At 23.6% G+C, this 17,555-nt stretch carries 18 protein-coding genes; 8 read left to right on the top strand and 10 right to left on the bottom strand.

Annotated features, from left to right (window positions below; genetic code table 4):
• Positions 1–123: 123 nt before the first annotated feature.
• The 6 genes from rplL to AAHH39_RS03210 form a co-directional block, all read right to left on the bottom strand.
• A complete protein-coding gene (gene rplL / locus AAHH39_RS03235) occupies positions 124–504 on the bottom strand; it encodes a 50S ribosomal protein L7/L12 (RefSeq protein WP_252320298.1) in 381 nt (126 codons plus the stop codon).
• Between the two features lie 41 nt (positions 505–545).
• Positions 546–1,037 (bottom strand): 50S ribosomal protein L10, encoded by a 492-nt coding sequence (gene rplJ / locus AAHH39_RS03230; protein ID WP_342218818.1) that lies wholly within the window; start codon positions 1,035–1,037, stop codon positions 546–548.
• A gap of 365 nt (positions 1,038–1,402) precedes the next feature.
• On the bottom strand, positions 1,403–1,615 hold the full coding sequence (locus tag AAHH39_RS03225) for a hypothetical protein (RefSeq protein ID WP_252320294.1): 213 nt from the start codon (positions 1,613–1,615) through the stop codon (positions 1,403–1,405).
• 151 nt (positions 1,616–1,766) lie between these two features.
• Entirely contained in the window at positions 1,767–3,359 is a 1,593-nt protein-coding gene (locus tag AAHH39_RS03220) for a hypothetical protein (protein WP_342218817.1), read from the bottom strand.
• A gap of 209 nt (positions 3,360–3,568) precedes the next feature.
• A complete protein-coding gene (locus AAHH39_RS03215; RefSeq protein ID WP_342217458.1) occupies positions 3,569–4,513 on the bottom strand; it encodes an IS30 family transposase in 945 nt (314 codons plus the stop codon).
• A 273-nt stretch (positions 4,514–4,786) separates the two neighbouring features.
• Entirely contained in the window at positions 4,787–5,455 is a 669-nt protein-coding gene (locus tag AAHH39_RS03210; protein WP_342218816.1) for a TIR domain-containing protein, read from the bottom strand.
• Between the two features lie 102 nt (positions 5,456–5,557).
• Between AAHH39_RS03210 and AAHH39_RS03205 the strand changes: the two genes are divergently transcribed.
• From AAHH39_RS03205 to AAHH39_RS03180, 6 genes are all read left to right on the top strand, one after another.
• Entirely contained in the window at positions 5,558–6,178 is a 621-nt protein-coding gene (locus AAHH39_RS03205; RefSeq protein ID WP_342218815.1) for a transposase-like zinc-binding domain-containing protein, read from the top strand.
• A 76-nt stretch (positions 6,179–6,254) separates the two neighbouring features.
• Positions 6,255–6,515 carry a hypothetical protein gene (locus AAHH39_RS03200; RefSeq protein WP_342218814.1) on the top strand — a complete coding sequence of 87 codons (261 nt, stop codon included), beginning with the start codon at positions 6,255–6,257 and terminating at the stop codon, positions 6,513–6,515.
• Between the two features lie 433 nt (positions 6,516–6,948).
• Positions 6,949–9,711, top strand: a complete 2,763-nt coding sequence (gene ileS, locus AAHH39_RS03195; RefSeq protein WP_342218813.1) for an isoleucine--tRNA ligase — start codon at positions 6,949–6,951, stop codon at positions 9,709–9,711.
• Positions 9,712–9,742: 31 nt separating this feature from the next.
• A complete protein-coding gene (lspA, locus tag AAHH39_RS03190) occupies positions 9,743–10,450 on the top strand; it encodes a signal peptidase II (protein WP_342218812.1) in 708 nt (235 codons plus the stop codon).
• Positions 10,395–11,261, top strand: coding sequence for an RluA family pseudouridine synthase (locus tag AAHH39_RS03185; protein WP_342218811.1), 867 nt, complete (start codon positions 10,395–10,397; stop codon positions 11,259–11,261). The genes lspA and AAHH39_RS03185 overlap by 56 nt, the downstream gene beginning before the upstream one ends.
• On the top strand, positions 11,261–12,619 hold the full coding sequence (locus tag AAHH39_RS03180) for a hypothetical protein (RefSeq protein WP_342218810.1): 1,359 nt from the start codon (positions 11,261–11,263) through the stop codon (positions 12,617–12,619). The genes AAHH39_RS03185 and AAHH39_RS03180 overlap by 1 nt, the downstream gene beginning before the upstream one ends.
• Positions 12,620–12,659: 40 nt before the next feature.
• Here AAHH39_RS03180 and tsaE read toward each other — a convergent pair whose 3' ends face one another.
• From tsaE to AAHH39_RS03165, 3 genes are all read right to left on the bottom strand, one after another.
• Complete coding sequence (tsaE, locus tag AAHH39_RS03175) at positions 12,660–13,130, bottom strand: tRNA (adenosine(37)-N6)-threonylcarbamoyltransferase complex ATPase subunit type 1 TsaE (protein ID WP_286642683.1); 471 nt, start codon at positions 13,128–13,130, stop codon at positions 12,660–12,662.
• Between the two features lie 95 nt (positions 13,131–13,225).
• Complete coding sequence (gene pnuC, locus AAHH39_RS03170) at positions 13,226–14,119, bottom strand: nicotinamide riboside transporter PnuC (RefSeq protein WP_342218809.1); 894 nt, start codon at positions 14,117–14,119, stop codon at positions 13,226–13,228.
• An 18-nt stretch (positions 14,120–14,137) separates the two neighbouring features.
• Positions 14,138–14,674 carry a hypothetical protein gene (locus AAHH39_RS03165; protein ID WP_342218808.1) on the bottom strand — a complete coding sequence of 179 codons (537 nt, stop codon included), beginning with the start codon at positions 14,672–14,674 and terminating at the stop codon, positions 14,138–14,140.
• 184 nt (positions 14,675–14,858) lie between these two features.
• Between AAHH39_RS03165 and asnS the strand changes: the two genes are divergently transcribed.
• A complete protein-coding gene (asnS, locus tag AAHH39_RS03160; RefSeq protein ID WP_342218807.1) occupies positions 14,859–16,274 on the top strand; it encodes an asparagine--tRNA ligase in 1,416 nt (471 codons plus the stop codon).
• A 146-nt stretch (positions 16,275–16,420) separates the two neighbouring features.
• The gene (locus AAHH39_RS03155) at positions 16,421–16,675 is read left to right on the top strand and encodes a hypothetical protein (protein WP_342218806.1); all 255 of its coding nucleotides are present in this window, start codon (positions 16,421–16,423) and stop codon (positions 16,673–16,675) included.
• A gap of 276 nt (positions 16,676–16,951) precedes the next feature.
• Here AAHH39_RS03155 and greA read toward each other — a convergent pair whose 3' ends face one another.
• Positions 16,952–17,473, bottom strand: a complete 522-nt coding sequence (greA, locus tag AAHH39_RS03150) for a transcription elongation factor GreA (RefSeq protein ID WP_342218805.1) — start codon at positions 17,471–17,473, stop codon at positions 16,952–16,954.
• Positions 17,474–17,555: the final 82 nt, after the last annotated feature.

Here is a 17,555-nt window from a genome sequence, read left to right as displayed (position 1 = left end):
GTATTAATTTACTAATTAGTTTGATAAAATATTAAGTTTTAAGTTGATAATTTTTAGTTAAATAACAAACAGAAAACCAGTATTAATTAAAACTGGTTTTCATATAAATTTTTAATATTTGAACTACTTAACTTCAACAATAGCACCAACGGCTTTTAACGTTGCTTCGTGTTCTGTTGCTTTTGCTGTATCAATATTTTCTAAAATCTTTTGTGGTCCTGTTGCTACTGCATCAACCATTTTTTTAGCATCCATTAAAGACATTGTACCACCAACAATTGCTTTAACTGCTTTAATAACATCAACTTTTTTGTCTCCTACTTCTTTTAAGATTACAGAAACTGTTGATGGTTTTGTTGCTTCTTCTTTAGCTGCTGCTGGTGCAGAAGCAACTGCTGCAGTTACTCCAAAAGTTGTTTCAATTAATTCAACTAATTCTTTTAATTGAACTGCTGTCATTGTTTTAACATGTTCAATAATTTGTTTATTTGTAATATTTTCCATTATTTTTTCCTCCATATATTTTTTTATTTAATAAGTGTTAATTATGCGTTTTCTTTTTGTTGGGCTACTGCTTTAATTGCTAAAGCCAAATTGCGTACTGGTGCTTGTAAACAAGAAGCTAACATTGAAATTAATTCTAATTTTGATGGTAATGAAGCTATTTTTTGTAACTCACTTTGGTCAATAACTTTCCCTTCAAAAATGCCACCTCTTAATCCTAATAATTTATTAATTTTAGCATAATTAGAAACTATTTTAGCTGTTTCTAAGTCGTTTTCAAATCCAAAGATAAAACCATTTGGGCCAACTAAACTACTTTCAAGCGATGAATATTCTTTTTTTAAAGCACGAGCAACTAAATTATTCTTATAAATAGTGAATGTTGCACCTTTAGCTCTTAATTCCTTACGTAAAAAACTAATTTCTTCAACATTCATACCTTGATATTGTACAACAATTGTTGTTTTTGAATCATTAATTTGCTTAGCAATTAAATCAATAGTTTTTTGTTTTTCAACCATTGCTGGGCGCATAAGTACACCTCCTTATTATTCTGAAATAACTAGCAATAAGTAGTAAATAAAACTCGGAGCAAAACCGAGTAAATCACATGCATATATAATGATGGAAATTACCTGAGCAACATAATTAAGACAAAAGTCCGTTGCTGTCTTTGGCTTATTCTAGCTTGTATATTATATGATATATATATATTAAAATCAAGAAAAATTTACAAAAGATTAAATAAATAATTTTTTATTATATATCTTTTAAGTTATAAACACTATTTTTAATAACATAAATGCTAATTTCATCAATATCTTAATTAAAATTAAAAAAATAAATTAAAAATAAACTTCATATTGAAGTTTATTTTAATTAAAAAAATTGTTTTTTTTTATAACTGGTTACTGTTTTTACTACTAGAGTTTTTGCTTTCACTTGAAGAAGATTCACTATTTATTTTTGATTTATCTAACTCAAGATTTTTACAAACTCTTTCTCTTCTTTCTGATTCATTTTTTTCTCCTCAAGCTTTATTTATTTTATCAGCATTTTTAGCATGTGCTTCTTGTTTTAATTTATTATTCTCAATAGATTTTCATGGCATAATTTATTATTCCTTTCACTTTTTGAATATTTTTTCTACCTTTAAATACTCAATAAAATTATATATTTTTTATTAAAAATATATATAAAAATATATAAAAATTATTCTTACTTAATTAAGTAAGAATAATTAAACTAATTATCGTTATATTTTAAAATGAATAACGTCGTTGTCTTACATTTGTAGGAGGTTGCATATTGCCCATAGAATTAGCTTTATCTACATCAAACTGGTTTTCAACTGGAATTATATTATTTTCAACATTTATTATTGTTTTATCATTCATTAGTTCATTTATAGTTTTAAGTTTTCTACTATCCAGTTCTTGTTTTAATATATTAAATTGTGTTTCTAACTTAGTTTCTAATTTTTCACTTGTTAAATCCTTAGATACTGATTTAACTTCTTTTTTATCTTTTTCTTTTTTATCTTTATTATTTTTAAATAATTTATTATAAATTCATGATTCAACTTTTTTTGATGCAGTTGAAAAAACTGATGTAATTGCTTTAAAACCTCCACTAATAAAAACTGAAGCAATAGCAATATCAATCTTAATTGTTGCCACTACTGCAGCAGCCAAATAAGGAGCTAAAATCACAGGAAGCAAATTTGGAAGAACAGCAATAACAATAGTAATGACTAAAATAATAACCCAAACTTTTCACTCGGTTTTAGATGGCTTTGATTTTAATTTCATTTGTTCTTTTAATAATTCTTTAACTGGCATTGTACTAATATTATTTGCATTTTCTTTATCAATTAAACAAGTGCTTTTTTTATATTCTTCAATACTCTGATACTTTTTAGTCTGTTTTCAAACTTCAACTTCATTTTTTTCATTATTATCAAAATATATTATTTCTTCAAAAATTGATTCATCATTATAAACTAAAGTTGTTATATAAAATAGCTTATCTTCAATTGGAAAAATTTCTTCATAAATTTTTTGAACATTTTGACTTTTAATATTTCATTCTTTTTTTATTTCTTTTTTTAACTTAGAAATATTAGAAAATATTTCTAGTTTTTGCTCTTCAGTTAAATTTTCTTCATCAATTTTTCTTTGTAGTTCTATTCTTCTATTAATATTTTCTTTTAATGATAACAGCATCCAATCATCACTATAACTATCTAGTTCATTATTTAAATTGCTTATAGTATTTTCTAATTCTTCAATTTTAGAATTATTTTTTTCAATATTATTATTCAATTCTTTTTTTATATTTCTTTGTTCTTCAATTTCTAATTCTTTATCTGATATTGTTTCTTTAAGAGCAAAATATTCTCTAAATTCACTATCAGTTGTATTTTGTTTCTTAGTTTTATTTATTTCCATTTTTCTTTCTTTACGTTTTAAATCATCAAGTAATGGTTTAAGTTGAATAATTTCTAATTCAAAAAGATTTTCTCTAACAATAGTTAATTTTTTATTTAAATCATCATTTGTTCTTTTGACATCTTCTAATTGTTTTGTAAAATTAAAAATTTCTTCTCTAAGTTTACTTATCTTTTGATCTTCTATAATTGTAAGACAATTATATTTATATTTATTTAAATCATTACTATCATTATTTGCTTCATTTAAACTATTTTCACTTCTAGAAGATTTTATTGCTAAACCTCCATGTCTTTTTTTTATAGAACCATCGGTTTGAGCAAAAATATTTTCTGGATTATTTTCCATTATTCGCTGAAATGTTGTTGATTTTCTTTTATCATTATCACTATCATTATTACGCATTTTATACACCTTCTTAGTAAAATAAAACCCATTTACTTACAAACAAAGCAACGGGTTAAAAACTATATTTAGTTTTACACTTATCTTTTACCAAATTTTAGAAATTTTTACAATATTTTTTTATTTTCATATTATATAAATAATTTAAATATTATTAAATTTTAAGGTATATAATAATCCTGAATTGTAAATATAAATGGGACAGTTTTTTAAAATAATTGTATTAAATCTATTGGTCTTTTATAAGATAGTGATTTTCTGGGTGTAGAATTAATTTGAAATGCTATAGTATTTAAATCTTTTTGTTTATATGAAGATAGATCTGTAGATTTTGGTAAATATCTTCTTAAAATACCATTATTATTTTCATTTAAACCTCTTTGACAAGGTTTACCAGGATCTGCAAAATAAATCTTAACATTACAATTTTTTTCGATTAATTTTCATTTACTAAATTCTTTACCACGATCAAAAGTAATAGTTTTAACTGTTCCTTTTTGTAACTTTGAAATAAATTTTATTATACTTTTTGTAATATTTTCTGATTTATTATTTTTAGTTGCTAAAGGAATTGTGGTTTTTGATCATATATCAGCTAAAGTAATAATAGAACTTTTATGATCTTTACCAATGATAGTATCACCTTCTAAATGACCAAATTCTTCTATATTTTTAATATTAGGAATGATTAAATTTCTTTCATGAATAGACTTACAATTATTAATTCTGCCCCTAGTTTCTTTTTGTTTGTGAGGTTTATTTTTTCCTTTTCTCAATAAGTTATTTTCATCAAAACCCATTCGATTTGTTTTAAACATGTTATATAAAGTTTTTGTTGAAATACTTTTTATTTTATTTTCCTTTAAAAAATTAGCAATTATATCAAGAGCATAATTTTTAGTAATTAACAAATGATTAATAGTATTAATTTCTATTAAAGTTAAAATTATTAATTTTCTACCTGCATTTTGTTTATTTTTTTGAATTTTATTCAATATTTCTAATGGTAATAAGTTTTGATTTAATAATCTACAAACTCTATGTACAGTTGATTTACTATAATCAATGGCTTTTGCTATTTTACGAATCGAAAATCCATAACTTTTATATTCTTTTATTGCTATTATTGATTCAATAGTCAGATACTTATACATTGTGCTAATTCCTTTCTTTTCTTAATTATAGAATTAACACAATTTAATTTTTATATAAGTGTCCTTTTTAATTTTACAATTCAGGACTAAAAAAATTAAAACCTTTTTAATTTTATATATTTTTGATATTTATAATTAACTATTAATATACATCTATATGCTTAATTAGTATTTAATTATTTATTTTTTCTAATTAAAAATATTATTTAAAACAACATTCTGAGTTATATAAAATTTCTTAAATAATTGATAAAAAACTATATTTTTTAATTTTTAATAAAAATAATGAAAACCTTTTCAAATATTTTCATAACTAAAAAGATTTTCAGAATAATGTTCATTATTATTAACTTCAGTTTTAACTTCTTCAAAAAATAAATTTTTTGATTTATGTTTTTGTGAAAAAAAATAACAATTTAGTTTATTTTTAGATTTTTTTGGACAATCTTCTATATTTTCTTCAAATAAATTTATTTCTTTGAAAAGATCAAAGTTATTTTTCAGTTTTTCAGTTTTAACTTTATTTTGACATTTATCAAGTAATTTTTTTAACTTTAAAGGATTTGAAACTACATTTGAAAAACTTTCAACAATTGCATAGTTATTTATTACATTTTCATAAATTCTTGGAGTAGAATTTTGTTCATTAATTAAAGTTTTGTAATCATTATCATTAAAATCACAATTTTTTTTTGCTTTTTTAATAAAATCATCAGTTAAAAGTATTAATAAACCATTCTTTCCCCTTCGATGAAGACTACCATATATTGATAATGAAGCTGCAATTTCTCAATCAATATGTTTTCTACATTTTGTATGTTTTCCTAAAATAACTATAGTAATATCTGAATCTTTTAAATACTCTTCTCTAATAGTTTTAAATATCTTTTTAGGAGGCAATTGCGGATCAATATCACCTAGTTTTACAGATACGTCTTCCACTTCAAAATATTCCTTTAATTTTGTAGAAAAGTAGTGGTATTAGTAAAATTAGCAAAAATATATTTTTATATGGTATTTTTAATATTAAAGAGGTGATTTTAAATGAATAAAAATACAGTAAAAGAAATTTTAAATAATTTGTCTGATAAAGATTTTATTGAGATTTTTAGAGAAAATAAAACTAGAATTAAACAAATTGAGAAAAAAGAAAAATTTGAAGCAGTCGAACAAAAATTCAAAGAGAAAGGGATTCAATGTCCAGATTGTAGTTCTTTTTTGTGTACTAAATATGGTAGTAAAGATTATAAGCAAAGATATAAATGTAAAAGTTGTAATATTACTTTTCATGCTTTTAAAAATCATTATTTTTATTGAAGTCATTTATCTCATGATCAATGAGATTTATTGATACAAATAGCTACTTTAGGTCAATCTGCTTACATTATTTCTCAATTTATTAATACTACAAATAAAACTGCCTGATTTAATCGTCAAAAATTTATGAAATCAACACAATTAGTAAAAATACAAAATCAATTTGTAAAATTAAAAGCTAGAATTGAAATTGACGAAACTTTTATCAAAGAAATTCATAAAGGAAACTTTAAAGATCCAAATGATCCAAGAAAACAATGAATTGAAGAAAATGCTAAAGATTTAAATTGTTGTATTCAAGGCAATTGATGAAAACCGAAATATCTATGCTCAAACAACAAATACTAAAAGATTAAATAAAAAATGAGTACAAGAAAACTTAACATCGAAACTTATCGAAGAAAATTCAATTATAGTTTGTGATATGCAAGTATTATATGATACAGTAGCTAAACAAACTAAATCCACTATCCAGCAGTTTAAATCAAAAGAAAATAAAGAATTAAATTATAAAAAATTAAGTAATATCAGTAAAATACAATCAAGTTTAAAAGAATTTATTACTCATTACCATGGCATTGGATTTACCAATATTCAAAATTACCTCAATTTATGGAAATGAAAATATCAACACTACGGATTAACCCCTTATCAAAAATCCAATGTGTTATATTTCAGTTTGTAAAAAAAATAAATCCCAAAATTTAATAAAATCAAATTTTAAGTCAAGTTGATGACTTTTTTTATTTTACCACTACTTTTCTACAAAATTAAAAAAATATTCTCCATAACATTCCAAAATTAATTCTGATAATTCATCCTTTGCTTTTTGTTCTCTTAAATGATGATATGAAATAAAAATTTTTAACATTATTCATTAACCTCTTTTTTAACATTATTAAAAAAATATTTTTTATAAACTTTAATAAGTTTATACTTTATTATAAAATAATACTCACTAAAAGTAATATTTTTAACTTTTAAGTTTTATAAAATCTTATTATTAAAATAAAGTAAATATTATACAAATTTCAAGTAATTACTAGTATAATGTTTTAAGAATAAAAAAGAATAATTAGTACAAATAAAACTTGTTATTTTAAAGGAGAATAATATACATGAATAAAAACTATAAAGATACATTATTAATGCCTCAAACTAACTTTGAAATGCGTGCTAATTTAACTATAAAAGAACCACAACTACAAAAATATTGACAAGACCAAAAAATATATCAACAACTAATTAACAAAAATAAAAAATCTACGAAAACTTTTATCCTTCATGATGGACCTCCATATGCTAATGGTGATCTACATTTAGGACATGCATTAAATAAAATTTTAAAAGATATTATTGTTCGCTATTATAATAGTAGCAATTATTATGCACCCTATATTGCAGGTTGAGATACGCATGGTTTACCTATTGAAATAGCAGTTACTAACTCGGGAATTAATCGTAAAACAATAGCAGTATCAGATTTTAGAAAACAATGTCAAAAATATGCAAAACTGCAAGTTGCTAATCAAATTAATCAATTTAAAACATTAGGATTATTAACAGATTTTGAAGATCATTATGTTACTTATGATAAAAAATATGAATCTGAACAAATTAAAGTTTTTGCTAAAATGGTAGAAAAAAAACTAGTATATCGTAATTTATATCCTGTATATTGATCACCATCAAGTGAAAGTGCCTTAGCTGAAGCTGAAGTTGAATATTTAACAAAAACTAGTGTTGCTATTTATGTTGCCTTTTTACTAAATGATGAAAAAAAAATATTTAACTTACCTACCTCACTAGTAATTTGAACAACAACACCATGAACCATTCCTAGCAATCAAATGTTAGCAGTAAATGAAGAATTTACATATAGTATTATTAAAACTAATGAACAACAATATATTATTGCACAACCATTGATTGATTCTTTTACTAAAGCAAACAACATCACCGATTTTATAATTGTTAAAACAATTTCTGGTAAAGATTTAATTGGATTAACAGCATTACATCCATTATATCAAAGAAAAACTCCAATCGTTCATGGTTCTCATGTTACTATAAATGATGGAACTGGAATTGTTCATACTGCTCCAGCGTTTGGTGAAGAAGATTTTGATTTAGGATTAAAACATAATATCAAAATTCTTTGTCCAATTAATGATCAAGGTCAATTTACAGCAGAAATCAATGATGAACAATTAGTCAATAAGTTTTATGATGATACTAATAAAATTATTGTTGAGCGCTTAAAAAATAATGGTACATTAATTGGTATGAAATGATTTAAACATCAATATCCACATGATTGACGAACTAAAAAACCTGTTATTTATCGTGCTACTTTACAATGATTTATCGCTATTGAAAAAATCAAACCATTACTTACTAAAAATATTAATAAAGTAAATTTTGTTCCTGAATGAGCAAAAAAAAGAATGTTATTAATGACAAATAATCGCTATGATTGATGCATTTCTCGTCAACGTGCTTGAGGATTACCAATTCCAATTTTTTACACTGAAAAAAAAGAACCAATCATGGATATAAACCTTATTAATCATGTTGCTGATTTATTTGCTAAACATGGTTCAAATATTTGATTCGAAAAAGAAGCAAAAGATTTATTACCACCTAAATATCAACATAAAGATAGCCCAAATGGTATTTTTTATAAAGAGCAAGATATCATGGATGTTTGATATGATAGTGGCGTTTCCCACTTAGCAGTTATTAAAAATAATAATTTACCTTGACCAGCAGATTTATATTTGGAGGGTAATGATCAATTTCGTGGTTGATTTAATTCAAGTTTAACAACAGGAACTATTACTAATAATAGTAGTCCCTATAAAAACTTGCTGGCACATGGTTTTGTAACTGACGCTAAAGGCAATAAAATGTCAAAATCAATTGGTAATGTTATTAGTGTTAAATCAATTTGTGATACTAATGGTGCTGATATTTTACGATTATGAGTAGCCAGTATTGATTTTACTGATGATACAAGAATTGGTACTGAAATTTTAAAACAAGTTAGTGAAAACTATCGTAAAATCAGAAATATTTTTCGTTTCTTACTAGGTAATTTATTTGATTTAGATATCAAAACTATTGAAAATAAAACAGAAGAAGAAATTATTAATAGTTTATCAGAAGTTGATCAATATATTTTAAATAAATTAAACGGATTAGTGACTAAAATTAATGAAAATTATCAAACTTACCAATTTAATACTATCTATCATTTAATTTTAAATTTTGTTACTAATGATTTGTCTGCTTTTTATTGTGATTTTACTAAAGATATTTTATATGTTAATAGCAAAAATGACATTAGAAGAAAACAAGTACAAATGACAATGTTTTTAATAGTAAAAACTTTAATTGGTTTATTAGCCCCTATTTTACCACACACTACTGAAGAAGCATTCCAAAGTTTAACTAAAAAAGATTTAAACACAAGCAGTGATTCTATTCATTTAAAAAAATTTCCACAACCATGAAATTTAAACAAACCAACAAAACTAATGGAAAAATGAGAATATTTTATTAACTTTAAAAATGAAGTTAATAAAGTTATTGAACAAGCTAAAAAAGACAAAATTGTTAAAACAGCCCTAGAAACAATAGTGACTATTATTTTTAAAGATAATCATAATATCTTATCAACAATTGATGAAAAAGAATTAGCACAATTATTAATTGTTAGTGAAGTTAATATTAATTATAATAATAGCAACGTTAATGACTGAACTATTAATGTTAAAACAAAAGATGGTACTAAATGTCCTCGCTGTTGATTAATTGTTAATGAAACAAAAGAAGATGTTTGTAATCGTTGTTTTGAAGTGTTATCCTTAATAATGTAAATAACTAATATTAGTTTAGAAAGAAGTAATTATGGAATTTTCTTGATTAGCAATTAAAAATCATTTAAAAACACGTGATTGAAAATGATTAACTAAAATAATTTGTTTTTGTGCAATTATTATTCTAATTGTCACTGATCAAATGATAAAATTAGCAGTACAAAATGGAATAAAAGCTGGTGAAGAATATAAATTCATACCCGGATTTATTAATTTAAAATTTATTATTAATTATGGTTCTGCTTTTAGTTTTTTTCAAAATCAAAAAATCTTTCTAATAACTTTTGCTTTTCTAGTAGCAATTGCTAGTAGCACCTGACTATTATTTACTAAATCTATTAACAGAGCACTAGGTCTCAGTTTTGTTATTGCAGGAACTATCGGTAATTTAACCGATAGATTTTTACACAAAGGTGGTGTTATTGACTTTTTACTATGACAACTATTCCCACCATATACTATTTTTAATACTGCGGATATATTCATTACCATTGGTATCACAATTATTATTCTACAAATAATTATTGGAACCATAATTAATGCCTATCAAGAAAAGTTTGGAGAACACAATAATGAAGTCAACAACGGAACATTCACAACAATCATCAATGATAAAAAATCAAAAGATGATAAAACTAACATATCATGAAAACAAAAATATCCGCATCGACAAATATTTAGCAATGGTATTAACAAAACATCATTATTCACGAAATTTTATCCAAAATTTAATCACTAATGAGCAAGTAATAGTTAATAATAAAACTATTTCATCAACTAACTTATTATTAAAAAATAATGATGAAATAAATATTATTATTAAAAATGAAAAAGAGAACACTTTAAAAGCAACTGCAATTGATTTTGAAATAGTTTATGAGGATAATGAAATTCTTGTTATTAACAAACCTAATAATTTAGTTGTCCACCCAGGAGCAGGTAATTGAGATAATACTTTAGTTAACGGATTATTATTTCAATCTAAAATTGAAAATATTGATGAAAATAATTTACGTCCAGGCATTGTTCATCGTATTGACAAACAAACGACAGGATTATTATTAGTAGCTAAAAATAAAATTAGTCATCATATTTTAGCAGAACAATTACAAAAACATGAAATTAAACGAATTTATATTGCATTAGTTCATGGTACAATTAAAGGTAGATCAGGAACCATTAAAGCGCCTATTGCTAGAAGCAATAATAATCGTCTAAAAATGATGGTCAATGAACAAAATAGTAAGAAAGCAACTACTCATTTTACAGTTATTGAGCGATTTAAAGACTATACTTTAGTTCAATGTCAATTAGAAACTGGTCGAACACACCAAATTCGTGTTCATTTTGAGTGAATTGAACATCCAATTGTAAATGACCCTTTATACAGCAAGGTTAAATTGGAAAATGCTAATATTGGACAATACTTACATGCTAAAGTCATTACTTTTACTCATCCCACAACTAAAAAAGTTATGACTTTTGAATGTAATTTACCTGATTTTTTTGAAAATAAATTACAATTATTACGAAAGGAAAGTGTTAAATAATGGATGATAATATTCTAGATATTTTAGGTTTACAATTAGTTGATTATTTTATTAGTCATCAAGATTATCGACCATTTAATGTTCCTAAAGAATTAAAACTACATGTTAAAGGTGAAGTATATCTAACTAATAAAGATAGTAATACTTATCATATCATTAAAATTATTAAAGAAAATAATTTTAATCCTCACCATTTAAAAAACAAAGATGAAGTTTATGAAATTTTACATAAACAATTAGCAGATGAAGGTGTTAAAGATATTCGTTATTTAATGGTTATTTTAAATGATGATAACCAAAACGAAAATCGAATGTCACCAGCGGTTGATGTTATTATTGCTACTAGTGACAAAATTGTTCAAGAATTATCTAAATTTTATCCTAGTATTACTAAATTTATTAAGGTAGACTTACCCCAACTTGAAACTGAAACCGAAAATAATGAAGAGACTAATGAAGATAATAGTACTGGAACTTTAAGTGATAATTGAAAAAAAGTTAATTTTCAAAACCGTCGTTACTTAAGCGAAACATTAAAAAAATGTACTAATGCTAATTTGGCAGTTACCTGATTTCTTTTTATAATTCCTATTATTACACTTGTTGTTTTTCTAGTAATTATAAATCTTAGTCAAGATGATTGATTAGCATTAGATTATAAACAACAACATTTGCTTTTTGGTGCCAATTATCATAACTTAATATTTGGTGCTTATCAATATTGAAGGTGATTAATTTATCCATTTGCTGGTAATGATATAAATCCTTCAGCTCCTATTAATTTAATATTTTCACTTTGAATGTTTTATCGTGTTGGCAGATTTGTTGAAGGATTTTATGGATGATGAAAAGCAATTTTCATTTGAATTGGTGCAATGATTCTAACCGGTATTTTACAAAGTGTTGTTGATAATATTAATATCATGTCAGGATTTTGAGTTTTTCCTTTAATTTCATTAGGAGCAATGTTACCTTTCATTTGAAATTATAAATTATTTAAAACTCCAATTATGAGTCGTTTCTTTACAACTATTTTATTAATGTTAATATTTTGATTTATAACTGATCAACAAGTAGTGACATTATTATATTGAATGATTGCTTTTGTCACAGGATGATTATTTGCTTCTTTAATCGGATATCATAATCGTAAAATAACTGTGTATTATGCTTTTAGTCCAATTGCTATTGGTTCATTAGTATTATTTGCTGGTTTACTTTGAGGTTTAAATAATTATTATCCTGTTGATGATAATAATTATACTTTAGAAGTATTAAAACAATATCAAAAACTTGGTCTAATTAGTCAAAGTACTATTAATAGTATTATGCTTAATTACTTTCATATACAAGTATAAAAAAAGTAGGATTTTTCCTACTTTTTTTATAAATAAAATTCTATATTTTTTTTAATGCATCAAATAAATACTTTTCTTCCTCTTTTGTAAGAAGATTAGTATTAATAACTATTTGTCTACTATTAATATCAATAATTTTAAAATCTATAGCAATATATGAATAATTATTAAAATTAATTTTTAATCTCTCTGATCATTCAATTATCATAAAATTATTCATCATTATTTCATAATATTCTTCTAAATGAGGATTAATTAAACGATAAGCATCCATATGAATTAAATTTCATTCATATTTAGTTTGATACTTATTTCAAATAATAAAAGTTGGTGAATTAATAATATTTTTAACTCCAAGTAAATTACCAATTAATTTAGTAATTTGTGTTTTACCACTACCAAGCGGACCATTTAATAATAAAATTAAATTTGGTTTAGCAATTTTAGCAATTATTTTGGCAAGAGTATTAGTGTCATCTAAATTTTTTAATATATATACATTTTTTTTCATAATAACCTTCTTTGATAATTATTTTATACTTTACAAACTATTATACAAAATAATAACTTATTTTCTAAATTATTATTTTTCTTATTTAAAAGTTATTACTGCTCATATGTTTCTTTTTTAACTACTACTTTTTCTTTACTTCTTACAAAAAATCATTGATAAAAACCAAAACCAGAATTACCAAGAGCAACAATTCACATTAATAAAAGATTTACATCCAAACGATTATGAGCAACTCCCGAATACATAGCTATTTGAAAAATATTAACAATTATTCAAAAAATTCATTGTTCACGAAAACGTAATAACATTAGTATTTGCGCAACAATACTTAAAGAATTAGTTAATGAATCTAGAATATGTGGTAAAACTTGTTGAAAAGTATTACCATCAAAATCATATTTCCCTAAAATTACACGTGAAAATTCAGGAATTTCAAAATAAAAAAATACTGATAAAATAATTGCAAAGTAAATAGTAACAATACTTGTCTTTAAATTTAAACGTTTAGAAATTATTTCTTGTTGTGAATCTAAATGAAATTTCCATAAACTATAGCCAATAAATTGAAAAGGCAAAAAGAAAAATAAATTCAACTGCATATCACCAACATAATCTCAAACTAAAGCAATACAACCATAAATACTAACAGCAAAAAAGCCTCAAAAAAAATTAGAAATTTTACCAAATGAAATTAAAATTATACAAATAACATTAGTAAAAGCAGCAATACCATTTAAGAATAATAATACTTGCTGTCAAGGATGATAAGCTTGACGATTTACAATAGTTCAGACCGAAGGATATAAATTAGGATTAATAAAATGATTCAAGTCAAAAAATGTATTTCATAACATAAAAATCCCTAAACAAATAATAGCTACTTTAGCAGAAAATGGAATTTTATTAAGATCTTTGGGTATTGATAATAAAAATTCTTTTATATTTTTCTTTCTTTTTATAAATCTAAATTTTATATCTTTAAACATATTTTCTTCCTTTTAAATTTATTTATTTATGTTCACTATTGTATTATTCAATCGTAATTTTCCATAAATTGCCAATGTAAGTGCATCATTAACTTTATCTAGTTCACTCTCATTAATAAAAATACCATTAATACCATTTTCACCAATACTACCATCACCTTTACCAAAATAACTTAACTTTAAATCTAAATTCAAACTAGGTAAATCAACAGCATAAAAATGTCATATTTTTATTGAAGTTTTATTAGCATAGTAACTACCAAGTCTATAAATACAATCAAGTTTTAAGCTTCTAATATTAATTCCTGTCTCTTCTAAAATTTCATTCTTAACAGTTTCTAGTGATGATTTACCTAATTTACAACCACCTGTTAGAGTACTAAAAAATGATATCTTTTTATTTTCAAATAAAGGATTCTTTTCTTTCATTAATAAAAATCAATATTGATTGTATTTATATACAAAAGGTAAAACTGCAACTCCTTCATTATTACATCATGGTTCACTAACACCTGTCATAAAGCTATTAGTAATTAACTTTAAAAATTTGCCCATAATAAACCCCCTTTACTATAAGTAATATTATAACATTAACTTAAAATTCAATTTCAAATTTTATACTAACTAAAAATAAAATTTATCCCAAATATTAATGAAAAAAATCATAAATAATTCCCTACTAAGATAATAGTTAATATATAATTTATTTATTATATAAAAATAAATAGGAGGAACAATAATGATTTACACAATTAATAATTTATTTATTAATAGTAACGATAAAACTAAAAAAATACCAACACAAGTAACTGTTAACGGTTGGGTTCGTTCTAATCGAAATAGTAAAAAAGTTGGGTTTTTAGATTTAAACGATGGTTCTTCAATTAATAACTTACAAGTAGTATATGATCCAAATTTAGAAAATACTAACAATTTAACTAATGTTACTACCGGTAGTGCTGTTACTATTACTGGTAATTTAATTTTAACACCAAATGCGAAACAACCATTTGAACTAAAAGTAATTACTGCTACTGTCTACAACATATGCGCTAATGATTATCCAATCCAAAAAAAAGAACATACAAATGAATTTCTTCGTGAACATGCACACTTACGTGTTCGTACTAATACTTTCTTGTCATTATTTAGAATTCGTGATCAAGTATCATGATCTATTCATAAATTTTTCCATGATAATCAATTTATTTACCTACATAGTCCTCTTATTACAGCTAATGATGCTGAAGGTGCTGGTGAAAATTTTATTGTTACTACTATAACTAATGATAAATATGAAAAGGATTTTTTTGGGAAAAAAGCCTCATTAACTGTTAGTGGTCAGTTAAATGCTGAAGCCTACGCTCAATCTTTACAAAAAGTTTATACATTTGGACCAACATTTCGTGCTGAAAAATCTAATACTACACGTCACGCAGCAGAATTTTGAATGGTAGAACCAGAATTTACCTTTAGTAATCTACAAGATAATATTATACTAGCCCAAAAACTAATAAAAACTGTTATTAGAGATGTTCTAAATAATTGTAATTCTGAATTAAAATTTTTAGAACAAAAACAAGAAACTAAAAATGAACAATCACTAATTGAAAAATTAGAAAAAATTGCCGATTTTAAATCTGATTTTAAAGTTATTACTTATACAGAAGTCATTGAATTACTTTTAAATGCACAAAAAAAAGGAAAAAAATTTGAATTTAATGAAATTAAATGAGGAATTGATTTACAATCAGAACATGAAAGGTATTTATGTGAAGAAATAACTAAACAACCAACTTTTGTTATTAACTATCCACAGACCATCAAAGCTTTTTACATGAAACTTAATCCAATTGATAGTAATTATCCAAAACAAAAAACAGTGGCAGCTATGGATTTATTAGTGCCAGGGATTGGTGAATTAATTGGTGGTTCTGTTCGTGAAGATAATTATGAACAATTACTAAAAAATAAAACCCAATTCAAAATTGAAGGTAATGATCTACAATGATATTTTGATTTAAGAAAATATGGATATGCACCAAGTGCTGGTTTTGGTTTAGGTCTAGAAAGATTTTTAATGTTTATTACTGGTATTAATAATATTAGAGATGTTATTCCTTTTCCTCGTACACCAAATAACTTATTATTCTAAAATAATAATATTTTAAATAATATCTTTTTAAATTAAACTTATAATGTTATTTAAAACTCCTATTACTACATTAAAATCCAACATAATATATAATTAATTTAGTATTAAATAATTATTAATAAGTTAAAAAAAGAAAGGATATTTATATGCCAAAGTCATATGAAATTATAAAAACAATATTTAAAAAAAATACTTTTAAATTAAAAAGTAAACGTTTAAATTTAGAAATAATGATTGATTATAATCAAAAAGATCTAATTAATGTTCAACACTCAATTTACAATAGTTCAAAAGCAACCATTTTTTCTAAAGAATTACAAGAATTTTTAAAAAATGCTTACCATAATGCAGTTGCATCTAAAAAAAATAGATATCCCATGAGTAATAACAGCAACTTTTAATTTACCAAAATTTGAAATTAATCAAAAAAATTTACCAAATTCATCATATATAACTGAAATTAATGACTTAAAAAATAAAATTATTAAAGAAGGTATAACTATTAAAAATGATGAAACATACTTTGAAACTAAACTTTCTTTAAAAGAAATATGTGAAAACTTTAATATTGAAAATTCTAACATAAAAGAATTACTAAATGATTGCTTAAAAATCCCAAATAATAATTTTGAAAAAATCAAACAACAAAGTAATTTAGATACTAAAGAAAACAAAACTTATAATTGATTTTTTACTTCTATAATTTTTACCCTATATGTTTCTTTAATACCTTTAATATCAACAATATCACCAACAACACAATTCATAATTGATACTGCTAATGAGCACTCATTAGAAATTAATCCTTCAAATGGATTACTTTCAATACTTCCAACAATTTTAAATTTTTCTTCTGAATCAGAAACAATTTTACCATCTTTAATTTTTACAATTGTCACTCAACTACCAACACGAACTGCTTTGATATTACTATTTTTACGTTGTTTTTGTTCTTCAATAATAACAGCACTAGTAATAATCGTTTCAAGTTCTTGAATGCGTGCTTCATTTTTGCCTTGCTCTTCACGCGCACTAGTATAATCAGCATTTTCTGATAAATCACCATCAGCCCTAGCTGCTTTTAATCGTTCTTTTATTGATTCACGTTCAACATTAATTCGTTTATATAATTCAGTTTTTAACTTTTCTAAACCTTGTTCTGAAATTATTATTTCTTTATTTTTGTTAATTTCGCTCATTAAATGCCTCCATTTATATAATTTAATATTTTAAGAACGTAAATAATTATATCATAAGAATAAATGGTTTTAAAAAAAGTAT

The organism is Spiroplasma endosymbiont of Amphimallon solstitiale, assembly GCF_964030965.1.
In the GTDB taxonomy this organism is placed as follows: domain Bacteria; phylum Bacillota_I; class Bacilli_A; order Mycoplasmatales; family VBWQ01; genus Spiroplasma_E.
Note: the sequence above shows the minus strand (reverse complement) of the source record. Positions and strands in the feature narration are given on the sequence as shown.